This window comes from Mariniflexile ostreae (genome assembly GCF_042427585.1).
GTDB lineage: Bacteria > Bacteroidota > Bacteroidia > Flavobacteriales > Flavobacteriaceae > Pseudalgibacter > Pseudalgibacter ostreae.
This window is the reverse complement of the sequence record NZ_JBHMFC010000009.1, coordinates 23,257-43,243: the sequence shown is the minus strand read 5'-3', so window position 1 is coordinate 43,243 and position 19,987 is coordinate 23,257. Positions and strand designations below refer to the sequence as shown.

Here is a 19,987-nt window from a genome sequence, read left to right as displayed (position 1 = left end):
GCTCAGTATGTTGAGGGCTTAGGTTAAGCTTCTAAAGTGTCTAAAATATTCAAAATAAGCTTACAACCCTTCAGTATCTCAGCATTAGTAATTGTTAAGGGCGGGGTAATTCTTACGGCGGTAGGCTCAAAGAGCAACCAGAACAAGATTAATTTTTCTTCATGGCATTTTAATATTAAGGCATTTGCAACGCTTTCTGAAACCATCATCAACGCAAGCATGAGGCCTTTTCCTCTAATTTCTTTAATTAGGGGGTGAACCAAGGTCTTTCGAATTAAGATTTCTTTTTCTAGTGCTTGAGGCATGACATCACTTTCTAGCACTTCTTTTAGCGTTGCCAATGCAGAAGCAGCAATTAACGGATGGCCTCCAAATGTAGTAATATGTCCTAGTTTGGGTTTGTCCATTAATAGGTCCATATGAGCACTTGATGCTGTAAAAGCCCCAATGGGGAGTCCGCCACCTAAAGCTTTTCCAGAAACGATAATATCAGGAATGCAGTTGTAGTTTTCAAACCCGAATAGTGTCCCCGTGCGGCCTATTCCCGTTTGGATTTCATCTAAAATTAATAAAGCGCCTACCTCTTTACAACGTTGGCTTACTTTTTTTAAGTATTCATTTTTAGGCTCTATAAATCCTGCGCCTCCTTGTATGGTTTCTAAAATAACACAAGCTGTTTTGGAAGTGATGTGTTTTAGATCGTCTTCATGATTGAAGCTTATAAAATTGGTGTTGGGTAATAAGGGTCTAAAAGCTTGCTTGCGTTCTTCATAGCCCATAACGCTCATGGAGCCCATGGTGTTTCCGTGATATGCATTTACGGCTGCTATTATTTCACTACGTCCTGTAACTCTTTTTGCTAGTTTTAAAGCGCCTTCTGTAGCTTCGGTACCGGAATTGGTTAAATAGGTTTTCTCTAAAGGAGCTGGAAGGTTCTTAGCCAATAGTTTACATAAATCTACAGCTGATTTTTGAATATATTCTCCATACACCATAACATGTAAATGCTTATCCAATTGTGCTTTTATGGCATTTACTATTTTAGGATGATTATGGCCTAATGGCGTTGCAGATACGCCAGCCACAAAATCTAAATATGCATTGTTTTGGGTGTCATAGATAAAGCATCCACGGGCGTGTGACACTTCAACGCCTAAAGGGTGTGGAGAGGTTTGAGCTTGATATGTGTAAAAATCGGAGGACATATTATAATATTATTTAACTTTTAGAGTGTCTGAAGGACTGCTTTGGTCCTTTATATGTTGTGGTATATTTCGGGATGCTTTTGCAGGTTGATTATTAGAGTTTTTTTTGTTTTCTTGTTTGCTAGCGTCGTCAACGCGTTCTAATAAATTATTGTTAAAAAAATCTTCTTGCGGCACATAGTCGTCCATGCCTTTAATTTTAGGTAGCACCAACGGTGGGTCGTCTTTAAATAAGTCTTCAACACTTTTAGGGCGCTCATCGTCGCGCCAATCAAATCCTTTTAGTATTTTATCTTTTTCAGGAAATTTAGATTCGGGGTAAGCTTTGCCATCTACTTGGTTTAAACGCTTAAACTCTACAATTTCGCCTTCCTCAAAATAGATTTCAATATATCCTGATTGCGCTCTATCTATGGCGTTTAGTTCGCCTTCTTCATCTCTAGCATAAAAAATAGATTCGGCATTTTTTATAATATTTACTTGGTCTAATTGGTTTTGGTCATTAAACAAGCCAATAAGCCGTTGCCCCGAAATTTGATTGTAACCCGTTCCGAGAGAGTCTTTACTTATTAAAAAAGCATTATTGAATACTACAAGCGAGTCGAGTTTTTCTGAAACAGTGTTAGAAATCATGTGAATAGTATCGCCTGTCATTTGGTTTTCTTCATTCCAAAGAATGGGTTTTCGTTTAGCAGAAAATTGAGCTCCCGTACCTAGTTTTGCTATATTGATTAGTTGTGTTAAACCTGTAGCTTGGTTAACATGTACAGAATCTGCTTTAGCGCTCATATCAGACTTAAACAATTTCATGTTCCTATAAGCTCTTGTTATGCGTTTCTCTGGTTTTCCTGTTACCAAAAGCGTATCGGCATGAATATAGATGGAATCTTTTTCTTGAACCGTAATAGCTAAAGCGCGTTTGGTAATAAAGAGGGAGTCTTTTACTTTATAAAGTTCGGCATAGTGCCCCTTAGCAACACTATTGTTTAGGGTATCGGTTACTTTTATATTATTGGTTGCCGATGCAAAGCTTTTCGTGTTATCAAAATATAAGCTATCGCCTTCAATGATTCTATTATCATAATTTATTTTGGCATTTTTCATGGCGTAGCCTATTTTGGTTTTGGTGTCATAAAACCCTTTTTCACAATACGTTTCGCTTTCTTCTGTTGTTATAGTTGAAGGCCCAAATAAATAAGCATGGCCTGTGTCTGAATAAAAGTCAAAAAAATTAGATTTGATGGTGGCATCGGGATTTACAAGTACCACATCTTCCACAAATTGATATTTCTTAATGGGCATATAATACCGGCCAATTTTACTGGTAATGGTGCCAGAGGTGTCTTTTACTACGGTGCCACCATTTCTGTAATAAGCTTGTTGCCTCTCTCTATCAAAATGCAAGGTGTCTGAGGTTATTGTAGAGCTTGGGTCTTTAAGTTCCACATTGCCACTAGCAAAAGCGAGTTTTGTTAATCCACTATACTCAATATATTTGGAGCTCATGGTAATGGTATCGCTATCAATCATTCTAACATTGCCATAGGCTTCAATAAAATTGTCTTGCCCATAAAAATAAGCTTTGTCGCACCACATGTTGGTGTTTTCATGGATGATGTGTACTTGTTGCGATTCATCTCGCGTTAGTATTTTTGCACCAGGAAAATTAACTTCATCAAAGGTTAAAAAACCAGAATATTCAATTTGGATTTTCTTTTTTTCTTGTGCATCCAACGAAAAAGCCGTTAAGAAGCTAATAAAAAGTAAAAAATATGTAAAATTTAATGTTTTCAATATGAATATATTTAAAGCAAAAATAACGATAAATATACGGTTTAAGTATATTGAAATGAAAAACGCTCTAAAAAATATTACTGGGTTTTTAACACTAGAAATGTGTAACTTTAATCTAATAGCTCTAAGGCCCGTTCTGGATAATCGCTAATGATAGCATCTACCTGTAAGTCGATCATGGTTTTGATATCTTCTTCGGTATTAACTGTCCAAGGAATTACCTTTATATGAATTACTTTTAGAGAATCGACCATGGTTTTGTTTTTAATTAATTTGAAATTCGGACTGTAAATTTGGGGTTTAAAGGCCAGTAATTTTAAATTATTTTGAATACTTCCTTTAGAAACTAAAAAGGCAATTTCAATTTCAGGATGTTTTTCATGTAAAATATTAAGAACAGTGGGGTCGAAAGACTGAATATTCACTTTAGCTACCATTTGTTTTTCTTGAATAACCTGCATCACTAAGTTAACAAATACATCTGGTTGGGGTTGATAGATATCATAAGCACCTTCGTTGGATTTTATTTCAATATTGTATTTTACAGAAGGCAACTTTTGTGTCTTAATTTCTTTTTCAATAACATCAAACACTTCGCTTAACAGGGGTTTGTATGTTTTCATTTGTTTTTGATTAGGGAAATTTTGATGTCCTCTAGAGCCTCCATCAAATTTTTTAATGCTATCATAAGTCATTTGGTATAAATTATAACTTTTTTCTTCAGATTTTAAAATAGGATCTCCTGATGGTTTGGTGATGTACAATGACGACATATAGGGTTCGTGCGACACCACAACTTGGTGGTCTTTGGATATAATGACATCTAGTTCGATAACATCAACACCTTTATGTAGTGCTCCTAAAAACCCTTCAATAGAGTTTTCTGGTAAATGGCCACGTTCGCCCCGATGGCCTTGAACTTCAATTTTATGCTTAGTTTCTAATTTACAGCTCACTATAAATGTGAGCAAAATAAGCATTACAGTTTTAAATATTTTCATCTATTTATCATTAAAAAGCTTGCTTATCTTTTTTAGGGATAAACAAGCTTTAGATTTATTATTTTGCGGCTTCTACTCTGTAGGAACTCGACTTGGTATATTCGTTTCCAAACATATCGGTCGCTTTAATGTCAATTTTATGGATTCCAACGTCTAATTTAGTAGGTATGGAGCCACGCCATAAATGAGTGCTAGTAATTGGGTTTGAAGAGCGTCGCCCTGCCATTAATTCGGTTTTGGTATCCCATTCATAAACCAACGCCACGTAAGATGGGTCGTAATCTTCTACATGGGTCATCGATTGCCATTCACCATTATCGATACGATATAAAACGGTGTCTTTTTCACTACCCATAAAGAAGTTGGCATAAATTCCTGCTTTTGTTCTTTTTCCTTGGGCAACGACTTTTGGAGCAAAGATTTTTATTTGAAAATCTTTCGGTTTTCCTGCAGCCTTGTATTCTATATTGTATTGATTGTCCTTAAAATGTAAAAAAGCATAGCCTTTAGGGGTACCATCTCTCATAGTTGAAATGGGGATGCCTGCTTCGTTTAATTTACCAGAATACCAATCGCCAGAAGTGGTGCCAACATTATATTCGTGATGCGGTTTCTCTCTTAGCCAACCTTGAGAGGCGTTAAAAAACGTTTGCTTTTGAATATGTGTATGGGCTGAAAGCGATAGCGTATTGGGAAAGTCTTTGAGTAAACTAAATAATTTTTCGCGATCTTCATCTTTAAAAGAGTCTCCATGTGGCTCACTTAAAGGGATATGAAAGGCTAAAACAATGAGGTGGTCTTTTGGAACAAATTTTAAATCGTTCGCTATAAAATTTAATTGATCTTTTCGAAACCCTCCCCAATAGCCTTTACCATCTCTTGGGTCTGGATAAAGTATATTATCTAAAACAATAAAGTGGACTTTACCATGGTTGAAGGCATAGTTTGCTGGCCCGAAGTGAGCCTCGTAGGTTTCGTCGCTTAAAGCATCTGTTTCTGCATCAAAATTCATATCATGGTTGCCCATTAGGTTATACCAAGGTATGCCAATTTCCTTTACAGCATCAATGTAGGGATTGAACAAACTTAAATCGTCGCCTACTAAATCTCCTAAACTTATCCCAAAAGGAACGTTTTTTATCGCCTTCACTTCAGAAACAATACCGCTTCTAAAGTATTCTATTTCTTCTAAAGTATACACTTGTGGGTCGCCAAAAACAAGAGCTGTAAATGTGTTGGCTTCCTCTGTTTCGATTAGTCCGAAATTCACATATTTTGGAAGTTTACCTGTAGGTGCCACTCCTTTAAATTTTAAATCTGGAGAACCTTGAGGTTTGTGATTATAAAAGAATTGCGGTAAATTATTAGCGTCTGTGCCTACCTTATATCCAGACGGTTTTATTACTGAAATGATTTGGTCGGAACTAATAGGAAGTACATATTTCCCGTTTCCATCGGTTAATACCACTTGTTCTCCGTTGGTAACAGCTACACGACTAATACCTTGTTCTTTAGTTTCTTTTTTATTGTTCTGGTTGAGGTCGTTGTATACATAACCCGTTACCTTGTTTTGCGCTGTTACGCCCAATGTTAATAGGGTTGCACATATTAGAATGAAAGTTGTTTTCATGATTGTTTTTTATTTAATTATCCCACCAAACAGGTGTATTTATATCATCTGGGCCACCTAACATCTCTACTGCTTTTTCATAATGGGATGCGTTATTAATTTGTACATCGACTGGGTAGTAAAAGCGAGCAGGCATTATTTTGTCGTTTAACATGGCCTCGGTAGTAGGTAAAACGGGTAATCCTGTACGTCTGTATTCGAACCATTGTTGATAATCGACAAAGTAAAGTGCATAGTATTTTTGAAGCATGATTTTAGCTAAGGTGCCATCATATTTTGTATGTATATTATCAAAATACGTTGAAGGCATTTCAATATTAAACTGTTCAATTGCAGCGGTAACGCCATTATTATAATGTGTTTCTGCGTTCGGGATGTAACCACGCTGTGCTAATTCCGCCTTAATAAATGCTACTTCGGCATAGGTTAATATGAAAATTTGCATGGGATTGTTTACTTGGCTTGTATTGAGCGATGAAGCGTTATATGTAAACTGAGATTCCGGTCCATCATAAGCGCTTGGAATTCCTTTATACCCTATGTCTATACTATTTAAATCTCTTGCTATTGTGGATATGTAAGCACGTCTAGGGTCTTCAAAGTCATTTAAGTTATCAATAAAAAAAGCACCTATTTTAGTGAACAAATTAAAATCCTGAGGCCTGCCCCAAGGCGAAACATTTGGAGTAACCCCTGTTACTTGTAAAATGGCTGATTCTCCATTGTTTTCAAATACAGGGTAAGTTGTAGGATTATTAACTATGGCGGTCATCTTTTGAAATGCTTGTGTTTCGGTTCTGTTTGAAATTCTAAGCAATAATCTCAAATGCAATGAGTTTGTGAATTTTTGCCATTTTTCCACATCATTAAAGAACAGAATATCGTCTGCGTATGCCATGCCCTTGCTAGCATCATAAATACTGTTAGCTTTTTCAAGATCAGCTAGAATCGTTTCGTATATATGTTCTTGCGAATCGAACGCGGGGTAGAAGTTGCCTTCATCACCCTTTACTGCTTCAGTCATGGGTATGGGGCCAAATATATCTGTAAGATTGGCATAAACCATAGCATTAAGTGTTAGGGCAATAGCTTCGTAGTTTTTGTCTTCTAATAACACTGCTGCTGTATGCATTTCTTTAATGTTATTAAGCCACCTGTAATAATTGTTCCAAGATGAATTGCCCGCCCCTTGGCTTACGTCATACCTATGTAATCCACCAGAAACGCTTGGAAATGGTACAGACACCTGCATTAAATCGAAGGTAACACTGGCGCTTCTACCAGCGTTATGATTAGCCAGGCCATAGATAATAGGATTTATTAATGTACCGGGACTAATCTCGTTAATACGATTAGGATCTTCATTAATCTCAGCAAAATCATTTGTACAGGATACTATAGCCATAAAGCAGAGTAGTGTACCAAATAAGTATTTTAATGTTGTCATGTTTTTATATATTATAAGTTTACTTTTAAATTAAAGCCATAGGTAGCAGGCGAGGGCATTTGTCCCATTTCAATTCCAGGTAAAATAGTGTCGCCATTTAAAGCAGCTGTCTCTGGATCGTAAATAGGGAAATCGGAAACAGTTGCTAAGTTTCTTCCAAAAACAGACACATTTAAGCCTATGATTCCTGTGTTTTTTAAAGATTTTTTAGGGAAACTGTATTGTAAGCTCACTTCTCTTAATTTTAAAAAGGACGCATCGAAAGCGTTAGACTCTACATTAGCTCGGCGGTAATACCGATTGTACCAATCTGGAGTTATTGCAGCGGTGGTATTTGGAGAATATGTACCATCATTATTTAATACCACACCATCTCCGGTTATAAAACCTGTTTCTCGTCCTTCATAAGTCGAAGTCAATTTTCCTTGTTGAATGCTTTTGTGATGGGTTTGGGAATAAATGATTCCACCATATTGACCGTCTAGCATCACATTAAAGGTGATGTTTCCAAAACGGAAGCTGTTGTTTAAACCAGCCTTCCAGTCTGCATTAGCATCTCCTATATATTGAATTTCATCTGGGTATGCAGGAAGTCCTGCAGCGTCATAAACAATAGCACCCTCTGGGGAGCGTTCAAATCCAAATCCGTAAATAGCTGTTGTTGTACCACCTACTTTTGCTAATAAGGTTGCATTGCCACCAGCACCTATTTCTTGTTGGCCATCGATGCCATCGGCAAGCTTCATAACCTTATTCCAGTTTTTAGACCATGTAAATGTAGTTTTCCAATTGAATTTCTTACGGCTTATAATCTTTCCGCTAAGTGTAAGTTCAAGACCTCGATTTCTTACTTCACCAGAATTTAAAACACCAGAACTATAGCCCGTAGTAATATCTAAAGGCACCGAAATGATTTGATTTTTAGTAGTGGTTTCGTAAGCAGTGGCATCTAGGTTTATGCTGTTGTTTAATAAACGGGCTTCAATACCTGTTTCATAGCTTGTTGTAATTTCTGGCTTGAAGTGGGCATTGAATAAGTTAGTTGAAACAGATGCCGAACTCGCAAATGCACTTTGGCTATAGTACTTACTTGTTTTGTATGGGTCGGTATCATTACCAACTTGAGCATATGAAAAACGATACTTTAAATACTCCACAGCGTTAGGTAAATTAAATATTTCCGACATGATAAAGCTGGCATTGGCAGAGGGGTAGAAGAAGGAATTGTTTTTTAGTGGTAAGGTGCTAGACCAGTCATTTCGCCCTGTTAGATCTAAAAATATTTTGTTGTTAAATGCAACCGAAAACAAACCGTATAAACTGTTTACCTTTTTGTTTTTATCATAAGTTTGAATTAATGGATTGTTTACACCATTCGCTAATTTGTAAATTCCAGGCACCACCAAACCATCGATAGAAGCGTCTGTTCTGCGGTATTTGTAATCCATAGAATTTCCTCCTACAGAGGCAGAGAATGAAAAATTAGTGCTAAGATCATGGTTGTAGCTTAATAAAAAATCGGTATTTACTTCTTGTTTCCAAATATCTTGGGTTTCATAATATCCTTGCTTATAGCGATTTATGCTGTAAGGTCTTTTTTGCTCTCTTTCTTGGTAATAGGTGTTTAAAGAGGTTCTTAACATCAACTTTAATTGTGGGGCTAATTGGATATCACTAAAAATATTTCCAACAATTTGATTACTAGCCAAAGCATTTGTTGCTTCATATGCTATTAAATAGGGATTGTCTATATAGGAGCTGAAAGGTTGAATTTGCTGAATTTGATTCTGATTTTTCTGCCAAATATTACGATACGAGTCTAAATTGACATTTGGATTTTGAAAAATCATGAAGTAAGCGATAGAACCATTGTTGTAGCCTGTACTGGGTAAATTATCACTGGTTCTATTGTTGTAGTTTACAACAGAACCTATTTTTACATGATCTGAAACTTGGTAATTTGCATTTAAAGATGCGGTTAGTCTTTCAAACCCTGTGTTCGGCATGATCCATTCGTTTTTAGAATGCCCAACTGAAAGTCGCATAGAGCCTTCCTTATTTCCGCCTTGAATAGAAACATTGTTAGTTGTTGTAACTCCTGTGCGCCAAAAATCCTTACGATTGTCTTTGTATGGTTGCCATAGTGTGCGTTCTGCAGATTGTCCTTCTAGCGCAGTGTCGTATTGGTAGTAATATTGCCCATTAAACTCAGGTCCCCAAGCGCTACTTGTGCCACCAGTACTGTTGCCATCTTCAGAGGAGCCATACGAATAATAAGGGTTCCCTTCAATATCAAAACTTTTGCCAGTGCCTTGCCCATATTTGTATTGCCAATCGGGCCAACGCTGGATAACGTCTAAACTAACACTTGAATTATAAGTAACACCAAGGCCTTTGGACTTTGTGCCAGATTTTGTGGTTATAATTAAAGCGCCATTTGCAGCGCGGCTGCCATAAAGAGCTGTTGCCCCAGAACCTTTCAGTACGGTTACACTTTTAATGTCATCCAAATTAAGGTCTGAAATACCATTGCCGTAATCTATTGGGGAATCCTCACCTATGTAAGCGTTTGATGATCCCGAAGCTGTCATTTCACTATTAACAGGAACCCCGTCCACAACGATAAGCGCGTTGTTTCCATTAGCATTTAAGGAGTTGTTGCCTCTAAGTGTTATTTGTTGCGAATTCATCGGGCCAGAACCTGATGATACAATATTTAAACCTGCAACTTTTCCTTTTAGACCAGACGACCAGTTGTTTGGTGCCGTTTGTGCTAAGCTTTCACTTTCTACAGTAGCTTGAGAGAAGCCTAGTTTTTTTTCTTCACGTTTGATGCCTAAAGCAGTAACAACCACTTCATTTAAGCTGTTAACGTTCTCTTCTAGTATGATTTCTAATAGCGTACCAGGCGTTGCTTTTAAGGTTTTTGTGATATACCCTATAAAAGAAACTTCTATTTCTGCATGTTCTGTCGTTAATGCTAAATTAAAAATACCATCAAAATTTGTTGAGGTTCCGTTTTTGGTTCCTTTTTCTATAACACTTGCGCCAGGCAGCGGTAAGCCACTTTCATCTACAACTTTTCCTTTAACTATTTTTTGTTTTTCAGAATTTAAAACAGTAATGGTGTGGTTTAACACCTTAAAATGAAAATTGCTTTGTTGGGTCAGTTTTGTTAAAACAGTATTTAAATTTTCATTTGTTGCACGAATAGATATTTTTTTAGGGGCTTTAGTAATAAAATTGTCAAAAATAAAGGTGTAAGCCGTTTGGCTTTCAATAGCAGAAAAGACATCCGTTACAGAAGCATTTTTAATATTTAGACTTATTTGATTGTTATTTGTTTTCGCAGAGGCTATGCTTATGGATAATAGCATCCCTGTTAAACAAAAAGACCTAAAGGATGAGAAATTCTTTAAAAAGTGTAATGTAATCTTCATTTTAAATGATTATCGTGAATTGATTTAATATTATTTATGGGGCTGCCATGTTCTTTTTCGCTGTAGCGGAAATGGCCTTTAAAGGTTTTTGCTATTGGTCTTTTCTTATAGTAATATGGTTAGGGGTTAAATATTCTATTTTTAAATTCTTGAGTAGTGCTATGCTTGTCATGACGTTCTTTAAGGTTTCATTATTGAACTTACCAGAAATGGTCTCATGCTTTAGGTCTTCATCCATGAATTCTATAGAAACGTTATACCAGTTTTCAAGAATTTTAGTGGTGCTTTCTAATGTTTCGTTGTTTAAAACAATCCTGTTTTCTGTCCAAGCCATCAAATCATCACTAGGGTTCCGGCTTATTTTTAATGGTGCATGGTTAAAAAATGTAACCTGCTCATTCTTGGTTAAAAACACCTTGTTTTTAGAATCGATTTTGGAGTAAACCACTACTTTACCTGTGTTTACACTTACAATAGTTTTATTATTGGGAGTAGATTTGATATTAAAAGAAGTGCCCAATACTTTCGTTTCTATATGGTTTACGGTTACAGTAAAAGGATTTTTAGTGTTTCTTGCTACGTTAAAAAAAGCTTCTCCTTTTAATGTAATGTTTCGCTTTTTAGTAAAATTGCTAGCATAACTAATGCTGCTATTTGCATTTAAGAACACCTTACTACCATCGTCTAGTAGGATCTCTTTCCGCTCGGCTTTCAATGTGGTAATTGTTGTTTTGTTTAGAAGCGGGTAAGCTAAGCCTATGCCAAGAAGTAATAAGAAAGATGCAGCAATTGAAAGGTTTCTGAAATTTAAAAAATCAACTCTTTTGTGTAAAGTTGCATCAATGGTGTTTTTGATTTTATTTTTTTTATAAGAGCTTAAATTAATAGGTAGCGATTTGTGCTGTTTTTGCATAGCTGCATAAAAAGCTTCAACCTGTTGTATTTCTGCCTTAGTAGCTGTGTGGTTGGCGTATTTTTCTGCTAAGTATATAAAATATTGGTTTTGCAAAATGTTCTTGTTTAATTACAAGTCGCAATTTTGAAGCCTAACACGTAGAAGAAAAGGAGGCTTTAACGGTTTCTTAAAGCAAGCGCTTTTTAGTTTACTTTAAAAAAACATTAGCATAACAAACCCGATAATATAGCTGATTTTTAAACTTGACTTGAGTTCTTTTAGAGCGTCACTAATATGCTTCTCAACAGTACGGATAGAGATATTTAGTTTTTTAGAAATCTCGGTGTTGGATAGCTGATCAAATCGACTTAATATAAACACCTTTTTGCATTTGGGCGTTAATTTGTCAATTTCAAAAAGCACGTGGTTTTCAAATTCTTCATATTCTAAGTTTCTTTCTGATGTATCAGAGATTGCTATGTTTTGAAGAACATGATCATGTGCTGGTGTGAATTTTAAATCGCGTATGTGGGTTGCTATTTTATTTTTAATAGCCTTAAATAGGTAGCCTTCAATGTTTATGATATCTGTGGTTTTTCCTTTTTCCCAAAGCCGAATAAAAACTTCCTGGATAATGTCTTCACAAATTTTTTCTTCGGTATAAATACGGAATGCATAAGCGTATAAAATACTCCAATATCGATTATAAATTTCATTAAAAGCACCTTCGCTTCCTTCTTTTAAAAGGGTTTGAAGGTGTTGGTTGGATAGTGTTTTGAGAGATTTTTTCATATGTACAAAATACTAGCAAATGTATATGTAATATGGGTTTGAAGAGGGCTGGTGAGTTTAAGCTATGGTTAAGAATTGATAAAAAAAAAGACCACTTGATCAAGTGGTCTTTAAATATTAAAAAATATGGGTTCTATTTATTTCTAAAAATAGTTTGTTTTCTATCTGGTCCTACAGACACAATTGTGATTGGAATTTCGAGTTCTTTTTCTAGAAACGCGATATAATCATTAAGAGCTTTAGGCATTTGAGACGCTTCAGATAATCCTGTTAAATCTTCAGCCCAACCTTCAACCTCAGTATAAATAGGTTCTATGTTTTCTGCATCGATATTGTAAGGGAAATGATAAATGGTTTCTCCTTTATATTTATATGCGGTACATACTTTTAAGGTTTTAAAGCCAGAAAGGACATCGCCTTTCATCATGATAAGTTGTGTTACGCCATTTACTTGACAGGCATATCTCAAGGCAACTAAATCTAACCAGCCACAACGTCTTGCTCTTCCTGTAGTCGCTCCAAATTCGTTTCCTACCTTACTCATTGTTTCCCCATCCTTATCAAACAGTTCGGTTGGAAAAGGGCCAGAACCAACACGTGTAGTGTAAGCTTTGAAAATTCCAAAAACCTCAGCTATTTTATTTGGAGAAACGCCTAAGCCGGTACAAGCACCTGCGGCAGTTGTATTGCTAGAGGTTACAAAAGGGTAGGTACCAAAATCGATATCCAATAAGGATCCTTGAGCACCTTCGGCTAAAATGGTTTTTCCTGATTTTTGTGCCTGATAAATAAATTCTTCAGAATCAATAAATTTCAGGGTTTTTAAAACCTCTATAGCATCAAAAAACTCTTTTTCAAGCTCTTGTAAATTGTATTCGATGTCCACATTATAGTAGGCAATCATAGATTCGTGCTTATCTGCCAAAGCTCTATAGCGCTCTTTCCAATCGCTTAGTTCTAAATCACCAATACGGATACCATTTCTTCCCGTTTTGTCCATATAAGTAGGACCAATACCTTTTAGGGTAGACCCTATTTTGGCCTTTCCTTTTGAGGCTTCACTAGCGGCATCTAATAAACGGTGCGTTGGTAAAATAATATGCGCTTTACGCGATATGACTAAAGATTTTTTATAATCAACATTTTGCTCTGCAAGTTTGTCTAGTTCTCCTTTAAATATAACAGGATCTATCACCACACCATTTCCAACTAAATTGGTGGTGTTTTCGTGAAAAATCCCTGAAGGAATAGTGTGCAACACATGTTTTCTTCCGTTAAAGACCAAGGTGTGCCCAGCATTGGGGCCTCCTTGAAAACGTGCAATAATGTCGTAATTTGAGGTAAGTACATCAACAATTTTTCCTTTGCCTTCATCTCCCCATTGTAGTCCAAGTAGTAAATCTACTGCCATTGTAAAAATTAAATTAGTTAATTGTCTCCTTCCTGATTTTCTTCAGGAGTTTTTGGAGACTTTTTAGTTCCGTAAAAGTAAAGAGAGTGGTTATTGATTTCGATATCAAAAACCTCCTCAATGGTTTTTTTTATAGATTGTATTCTCGGGTCGCAAAATTCTATCACCTCCCCAGTATCTGTTAAAATCACATGGTCGTGCTGTCTATCAAAATACGATTTCTCATATTGTGCTTGATTTTGGCCAAATTGGTGTTTTCTTACCAATTTACAATCAAGAAGTAATTCTATAGTATTATAAAGTGTGGCACGCGACACACGATATTTTTTATTTTTCATACTGAGGTATAATGATTCAATATCAAAATGTTCAGTATTGTTATAAATTTCTTGTAATATAGCGTAACGCTCCGGTGTTTTTCGGTGCCCTTTCGTTTCTAAAAAGCTGGTGAATACGCTTTTAACTATTTCTTGATTTTTATTATCTACTTTTGCATTCATAATTTCGTCGCAAATTTACACTTTTTTTACACTCTAGAGACTTTATCTATCCCATTAATTTTTTTAAGTTTATCTATGAGCTTTTTAAGCATGTTGTTGTTTTTTACAATAAGATTTACTTTTCCAGTAAATAATCCGTCATTACTTTCAAAACTTATGCTTTTCATATTAACATGCATATCCGAAGAGATAATTCTCGTAACATCGTTTACTAAACCTATATTATCTATTCCAGATATTATGATTTTAGCTAAAAACTCTTGTTGTGAAGAATCAATCCATTTTGCAGAGATGATTCTATAAGCATAATTGGAATGTAAACTTAAAGCATTTGGACAATTTTTTTTATGCACTTTTATACCTTCAGAAACGGTTAAAAAACCAAACACATCATCGCCAGGAATAGGGTTACAGCAATTGGCTATTTTATAATCTAGCTTTTCTTCTTCTTTACCAAAAACAAGAGCGTCAAAATTAGAGGTGATCTCGTTTTGGTCAAGTTCTTCTTTTGAAAGATTTGGTTTTCTTGTTATTTTGCTCTTAATATAACTCATTAAGGCATTGCTTCTAGACGCGGCGAAATTTTTAAGCATAATATTATCTATGGAGCCTACGCCCACACGATAAAACAAATCTAAACTTGTTTTGAGCTTAAAATGGTTTGCCAGTTCATTTACGCTTTTTTCATTAAGCGTAATTTTAAGTTGCTTTAACTTTCGTCTTAGTATTTCCTTGCCATCTTCGGCTATCAGTTTCCTGTCTTCCTTTAATGCCGATTTTATTTTACTTCTAGCTCTAGCAGTAGTAGTGTAATCCAACCAGTTGGCATTAGGCTTAGCACTTTCTGAGGTTAAAATATCTACTTGGTCGCCGGTACGGAGCACGTGACTTAGCGGAACTAATTTTCCGTTCACTTTTGCACCTCTGGTTTTCATGCCGATTTCGGTATGGATGCTAAAAGCAAAATCTAATGCAGTAGCGCCTTTAGGAAGCGATTTTAAATCGCCGTTGGGTGTAAATACAAATATTTCTTGCGAATATAGATTGAGTTTGAACTGTTCAACAAAATCAACGGCGTTAATATCAGGGTTTTCTAGGGCTTCTTGTAGCTTATTGATCCAGCTGTCTAGATTGTCTTCTTTCTCTTTGTTCTGCTTGTATTTGTAATGGGCAGCATAGCCTTTTTCTGCCACCTCGTTCATACGTTGGCTGCGCACTTGTACCTCTACCCACCTTCCTTTGGGTCCCATAACTGTAATGTGAAGTGCTTCGTAGCCTGTGGTTTTTGGGGATGTAATCCAATCTCTAAGCCGCATGGGGTTGGGCCTAAAGTGATCGGTAACAATAGAGTATATTTTCCAAGCCAAAAATTTCTCGTTGGCTTCGTCACTTTTATATATAATCCTTAAAGCAAATTTGTCGTAAACTTCATCAAAAGATACGCCTTGTTTTACCATTTTTTTTCTAATAGAATAAATGGATTTAGGACGCCCTTTAATCGTATACTCCAATAGCTCTTTGTCTAAAGCGTTCTTGATCACTTCACTAAACTCTTTAATATAAAGATCTTGCTCTTCTTTACTTTCTTTTATTTTGTGTAGAATGTCGTAATAAACGTCTGGTTCGGTATACTTTAAGGCTAAGTCTTCGAGTTCGTTCTTGATATTATAAAGACCAATTCTGTGTGCTAAAGGCGCATAGATATAAAGGGTTTCCGAAGCTATTTTAACCTGCTTGTCCGAACGCATGGCGTCCATGGTTTGCATGTTATGGAGACGGTCTGCAATTTTTATAATGATAACACGAACATCATCATTGAGGGTAAGCAGCATTTTCCTGAAATTTTCTGCCTGCAAAGACACGTCCATATCCTTTTCCTTGCTTAAAGACGAGATTTTAGTAAGGCCGTCTACAATTCTGGCAACAGTTTCTCCAAAAAGCTGCTCGATATCTGTAATGGTATAGCGCTCGCTATCTTCAACCACATCATGTAATAAGGCGGATGCAATCGATGTGGCATCCATACCTATTTCTTGTGCAACAATTTTAGCTACTGCAATGGGGTGGAATATATACGCTTCACCAGATTTTCTTCTCTGATCTTTATGGCCATCTAGTGCCACATCGAACGCATGCCGGATAAGTTTTTTGTCCTCATCGGTAAGGGTTCTGTAGCTGACTTTTAAAAGCTCTTTATAGGCTTTAGCAATGGCGATATTTTCTTTTTCAATTTCTTCTGCAGTCATCACTTAAAAGTAGGATAAACAAATGTAATAGCCTATGGCTTTTTAAAATTTATTAAGGAAAATTAAGAATTTAAAAATCTAATCAATTGGGCAATGGCTTTTCCGCGGTGCCCGATAGTGTTTTTTAAATCCAAATCCATTTCGGCAAAAGTGTGTTGGTGCCCCTTAGGTTTAAAAATAGGATCATAACCAAATCCTTTCTCACCGTGTTTGGTATGCGTAATCGTGCCCTCGCAAATGCCCGTAAAAATATGTTGCTTATTATTGTACTGTAAAGCGATAACAGTTTTAAATTGGGCTTTTCGGTTTGGATGGTTACTTAAGTTCTCTAATAGTAACGCCATATTGTTCGTGGCATTACACGAGGCGCCTGCATATCTAGCCGAATACACACCTGGTGCTTTTTGTAGTGCTTCAACCTCTAAACCTGTGTCATCGGCAAAGCAATCATGGCCATATTTTGTTTTAATATAGGCCGCTTTTTGGATGGCATTCCCCTCTATAGTGTCTTGGGTTTCAGGAATTTCTTCCACACAGCCAATATCCTCCAAGCTTAAGAGCTTAATTTCTTTTGGAAGTAAGGCCTGTACTTCTTTAATTTTATTTTGGTTGTTTGTAGCGAAAACGATTTGCATAGGCTGTTTTGATAATTTTAATTCTCCAAAAATACCATTATATTGATTCAAATAAAAATGAACTTAAAACGGGAAAAACGGATATGCTGATGAAAAATGAATTTTATGACTATTTTATGAGTGTCAATTTTCAAAACCACTTAAAAATGAGTTATATTAGTAATTCATATAAACCTTAAAAAAGACCGATTATGACAGTTAACTTCCAATATGTTGATTTAGATGTAAGTGAAACGCTTTCAGCCTTTACAGAAGATAAATTAAAAAAACTATTTGATAGATATGAATTTTTAATAAGTGCTACCGTACATTTTAAACAAGACGATAATCAACACGATTCCGGCAAAATATGTAATATTGAGTTAAGTTTACCAGGGCCAAGAATTTTTGCAACGTCGAGTGAGGCTAATTTTGAGGTGGCGGTAAGAGAAACGGTTAGTGATTTAGAGCGCCAGCTTAAAAAGCGTAAAGAAGTTTATAACATGCACTAAGGTGTTTTTTAGGCTCTTAACTTATCGATGGTGGTAAGGTTCATTCCTTAAAATAGTAAAGCCTCTGTAAAGTTGTTCTATAAAAAACAAACGAATCATTTGATGGGAAAATGTCATTTTTGATAAAGACAGTTTCCCATCTGCTTTTTCGTATACATCTTTAGAAAAGCCATAAGGGCCACCAATTACAAATACCAGTTGTTTTACCCCAGAATTCATGTGTTTTTGAAGATCGTTAGAAAATCCAATAGAATCCATTTGCTTCCCATTCTCATCTAAAAGGATAACGGCGTCTGTTGAGGTTGTTTTCGATAAAATAAGTTCGCCTTCTTTTTGTTTTTGTTGGGTTTCGCTTAAGTTTTTAGAATGTTTTATGTCTGGTATAATTTCCATGGAAAAGTTTATGTAAAAGCCAAGCCGAGTCTGGTAAGTTTTTATTAAAAGCTCAAGAGTTTTACTATCTGTTTTGCCTATCGCAATGAGTTTTATATTCATAGGTCAAAATTATCGATTTCTATTTATCGATAGTACATTAAAATTGATAAATTTTTTAAAATTCGCAAATCAATTCCTTATTTTTGTAATAAATTAACTTTTGAACATGATAACCAAAGAGCAATTTTCTAACGAAATAGATATTATAATCGCTAACGCTATAAGAGAAGATGTTGGAGATGGCGACCACAGTTCATTAGCCTGTATTCCTGATAATGCCAGAGGGAAAGCCAAACTGTTGGTAAAGGACAAAGGGGTTATTGCAGGTGTGGCATTTGCAAAAAAAGTATTTGCTTATGTCGATAAAAGTTTAAGAGTGGATATCCTTATAGAAGATGGCACAGAGGTTTCTTATGGAGATATTGTGTTAACGGTAGAAGGGTCGTCTCAATCCATTCTTAAATGTGAACGTACTGTTTTAAACGCCATGCAGCGCATGAGTGCTGTGGCAACCAAAACCCGTATGTTTGTTAATTTGTTAAAAGGCACTAAAACATCGGTTTTAGATACTAGAAAAACAACCCCTGGTATACGCGCTTTAGAAAAATGGGCGGTAAGGATTGGCGGAGGCGAAAATCACCGATTTGCGTTGTATGATATGATTATGCTTAAAGATAACCATATAGATTTTGCTGGTGGTATTACTAAAGCTATTGAAATGACCAAACAGTATCTACAGGAATCTGGTAAGGATTTGAAAATTATGGTTGAGGCTAGAGATTTAACGGAAGTTGAAGAAATATTGAGAAATACTGGTGTGTATAGAATCTTAATAGATAATTTTGATTATGAAGACACTAAAAAAGCTGTGAAGCTTATCGGTAATAAGTGTTTGACAGAATCTTCAGGAAATATTAATGAGAACACAATACGGCACTATGCAGAATGTGGTGTAAACTATATTTCCTGCGGTGCTATCACACACTCGGTGCATAATATGGACTTAAGTTTAAAGGCCGTAAACTAGCGTCTGTCTCTTTAAGGGGTATTGGCAAGCAATCTATAGCTGTTATAAAATCTTATTTAATAACTTTGTGTGGAATTACCATTCTTAAAAATTAATGACCAAACCCATTGAAGACAAATTAGAAAAAATCCCAGTAGTAAGTATACTGGTGAGGTTTTTTAAGAACATTAAAATATTAGGATTAGAGGGCTTGTCATTTTATGATCTTTTAGAGCTTTATATAACCGGTCTTGTAAAAGGAGCATTATCGGCTAGGGCAAGTGCCATTGCTTTTAGTTTCTTTATGGCACTGTTTCCTTTTTTATTGTTCGTACTCATTATTATCCCCTATGTGCCCATTGACGATTTTAAAATAGAGTTTCTTAGGTTTTTAGAATCTTTTTTGCCGCCTAATACATCTGAGTTTTTTTTTAAAAATATTTTTGAAAACATAGATCAGCCCCAACGTGGCGGCTTGTTGTCTTCTGTGTTTGTACTGTCACTTTTTTTAATGACAAATGGTGTAAATGCCGTGTTTTCAAGCTTTCAGAATTCGTATCACCAGCAAATGTCTCGAAATGTTTTTAAACAATATTTTTATGCATTGGGCATTGCGTTAATACTTGCTTTTTTACTCATTTTCACTATTGCGGTTTTGGGTTATTTTCAAATTTATGTAGTGCAGGAGCTCTTTCAAGCGTTAGAATATAGGGGCTATAAAGTGGATTTACAAAGTGTGTTTTGGGCAAAAATGGCACAATATGCTTTTTTCGTGATGATTATTTACATAGCAACCGCCACTCTGTATTATTTCGGGACACCAGAAGGAAAACAGTCTAAGTTTTTTTCTACTGGAGCCTTGTTTACAACCATATTGATTATATTATCTTCTTATTTATTTGGGATATACATAGAAAATTTCGGTCAATATAATAAGTTATATGGCTCTATTGGCGCTTTGCTAATTTTGATGTTCTATTTATGGCTCAATTCCAATATTTTATTATTGGGCTACGAATTAAACGTAACTTTAAATAAATTAAGAAAAGGTTATTGATT

The 19,987-nt window shown here is 35.7% G+C and carries 16 protein-coding genes; 3 read left to right on the top strand and 13 right to left on the bottom strand.

Annotation, left to right across the window (positions count from 1 at the left end; translation table 11 throughout):
• Positions 1-23: 23 nt before the first annotated feature.
• From ACFFU9_RS02880 to ACFFU9_RS02825, 12 genes are all read right to left on the bottom strand, one after another.
• Entirely contained in the window at positions 24-1,205 is a 1,182-nt protein-coding gene (locus ACFFU9_RS02880; protein WP_379859864.1) for an aspartate aminotransferase family protein, read from the bottom strand.
• Between the two features lie 9 nt (positions 1,206-1,214).
• Positions 1,215-2,999 (bottom strand): OstA-like protein, encoded by a 1,785-nt coding sequence (locus ACFFU9_RS02875; protein WP_379859863.1) that lies wholly within the window; start codon positions 2,997-2,999, stop codon positions 1,215-1,217.
• 110 nt (positions 3,000-3,109) lie between these two features.
• Complete coding sequence (locus tag ACFFU9_RS02870) at positions 3,110-4,000, bottom strand: glycerophosphodiester phosphodiesterase family protein (protein WP_379859862.1); 891 nt, start codon at positions 3,998-4,000, stop codon at positions 3,110-3,112.
• A 58-nt stretch (positions 4,001-4,058) separates the two neighbouring features.
• Positions 4,059-5,630, bottom strand: a complete 1,572-nt coding sequence (locus ACFFU9_RS02865; protein ID WP_379859861.1) for a calcineurin-like phosphoesterase C-terminal domain-containing protein — start codon at positions 5,628-5,630, stop codon at positions 4,059-4,061.
• Positions 5,631-5,643: 13 nt separating this feature from the next.
• Positions 5,644-7,077, bottom strand: a complete 1,434-nt coding sequence (locus tag ACFFU9_RS02860; protein ID WP_379859860.1) for a SusD/RagB family nutrient-binding outer membrane lipoprotein — start codon at positions 7,075-7,077, stop codon at positions 5,644-5,646.
• An 11-nt stretch (positions 7,078-7,088) separates the two neighbouring features.
• Positions 7,089-10,517 carry a SusC/RagA family TonB-linked outer membrane protein gene (locus ACFFU9_RS02855; protein ID WP_379859859.1) on the bottom strand — a complete coding sequence of 1,143 codons (3,429 nt, stop codon included), beginning with the start codon at positions 10,515-10,517 and terminating at the stop codon, positions 7,089-7,091.
• Positions 10,518-10,608: 91 nt separating this feature from the next.
• Positions 10,609-11,526 carry a FecR family protein gene (locus tag ACFFU9_RS02850; RefSeq protein WP_379859858.1) on the bottom strand — a complete coding sequence of 306 codons (918 nt, stop codon included), beginning with the start codon at positions 11,524-11,526 and terminating at the stop codon, positions 10,609-10,611.
• A 99-nt stretch (positions 11,527-11,625) separates the two neighbouring features.
• Positions 11,626-12,204 (bottom strand): RNA polymerase sigma-70 factor, encoded by a 579-nt coding sequence (locus ACFFU9_RS02845; protein ID WP_379859857.1) that lies wholly within the window; start codon positions 12,202-12,204, stop codon positions 11,626-11,628.
• 133 nt (positions 12,205-12,337) lie between these two features.
• Positions 12,338-13,615 carry an adenylosuccinate synthase gene (locus ACFFU9_RS02840; RefSeq protein WP_379859856.1) on the bottom strand — a complete coding sequence of 426 codons (1,278 nt, stop codon included), beginning with the start codon at positions 13,613-13,615 and terminating at the stop codon, positions 12,338-12,340.
• 17 nt (positions 13,616-13,632) lie between these two features.
• Positions 13,633-14,115 carry a Fur family transcriptional regulator gene (locus ACFFU9_RS02835; RefSeq protein WP_379859855.1) on the bottom strand — a complete coding sequence of 161 codons (483 nt, stop codon included), beginning with the start codon at positions 14,113-14,115 and terminating at the stop codon, positions 13,633-13,635.
• Positions 14,116-14,141: 26 nt separating this feature from the next.
• Complete coding sequence (locus ACFFU9_RS02830; RefSeq protein ID WP_379859854.1) at positions 14,142-16,361, bottom strand: RelA/SpoT family protein; 2,220 nt, start codon at positions 16,359-16,361, stop codon at positions 14,142-14,144.
• 62 nt (positions 16,362-16,423) lie between these two features.
• Positions 16,424-16,996, bottom strand: a complete 573-nt coding sequence (locus ACFFU9_RS02825; protein ID WP_379859954.1) for a non-canonical purine NTP diphosphatase — start codon at positions 16,994-16,996, stop codon at positions 16,424-16,426.
• A gap of 191 nt (positions 16,997-17,187) precedes the next feature.
• Between ACFFU9_RS02825 and hpf the strand changes: the two genes are divergently transcribed.
• Positions 17,188-17,487, top strand: coding sequence for a ribosome hibernation-promoting factor, HPF/YfiA family (gene hpf / locus ACFFU9_RS02820; protein WP_379859853.1), 300 nt, complete (start codon positions 17,188-17,190; stop codon positions 17,485-17,487).
• 21 nt (positions 17,488-17,508) lie between these two features.
• Here the strand turns inward: hpf and rlmH are convergent, their stop codons facing one another.
• Complete coding sequence (rlmH, locus tag ACFFU9_RS02815) at positions 17,509-17,982, bottom strand: 23S rRNA (pseudouridine(1915)-N(3))-methyltransferase RlmH (protein WP_379859852.1); 474 nt, start codon at positions 17,980-17,982, stop codon at positions 17,509-17,511.
• 106 nt (positions 17,983-18,088) lie between these two features.
• Here rlmH and nadC point away from each other — a divergent pair, with 106 nt between their 5' ends.
• Both nadC and ACFFU9_RS02805 read left to right on the top strand, forming a co-directional pair.
• A complete protein-coding gene (gene nadC, locus ACFFU9_RS02810; RefSeq protein WP_379859851.1) occupies positions 18,089-18,949 on the top strand; it encodes a carboxylating nicotinate-nucleotide diphosphorylase in 861 nt (286 codons plus the stop codon).
• A 94-nt stretch (positions 18,950-19,043) separates the two neighbouring features.
• A complete protein-coding gene (locus tag ACFFU9_RS02805; RefSeq protein ID WP_379859850.1) occupies positions 19,044-19,985 on the top strand; it encodes a YihY/virulence factor BrkB family protein in 942 nt (313 codons plus the stop codon).
• Positions 19,986-19,987 lie beyond the last annotated feature (2 nt).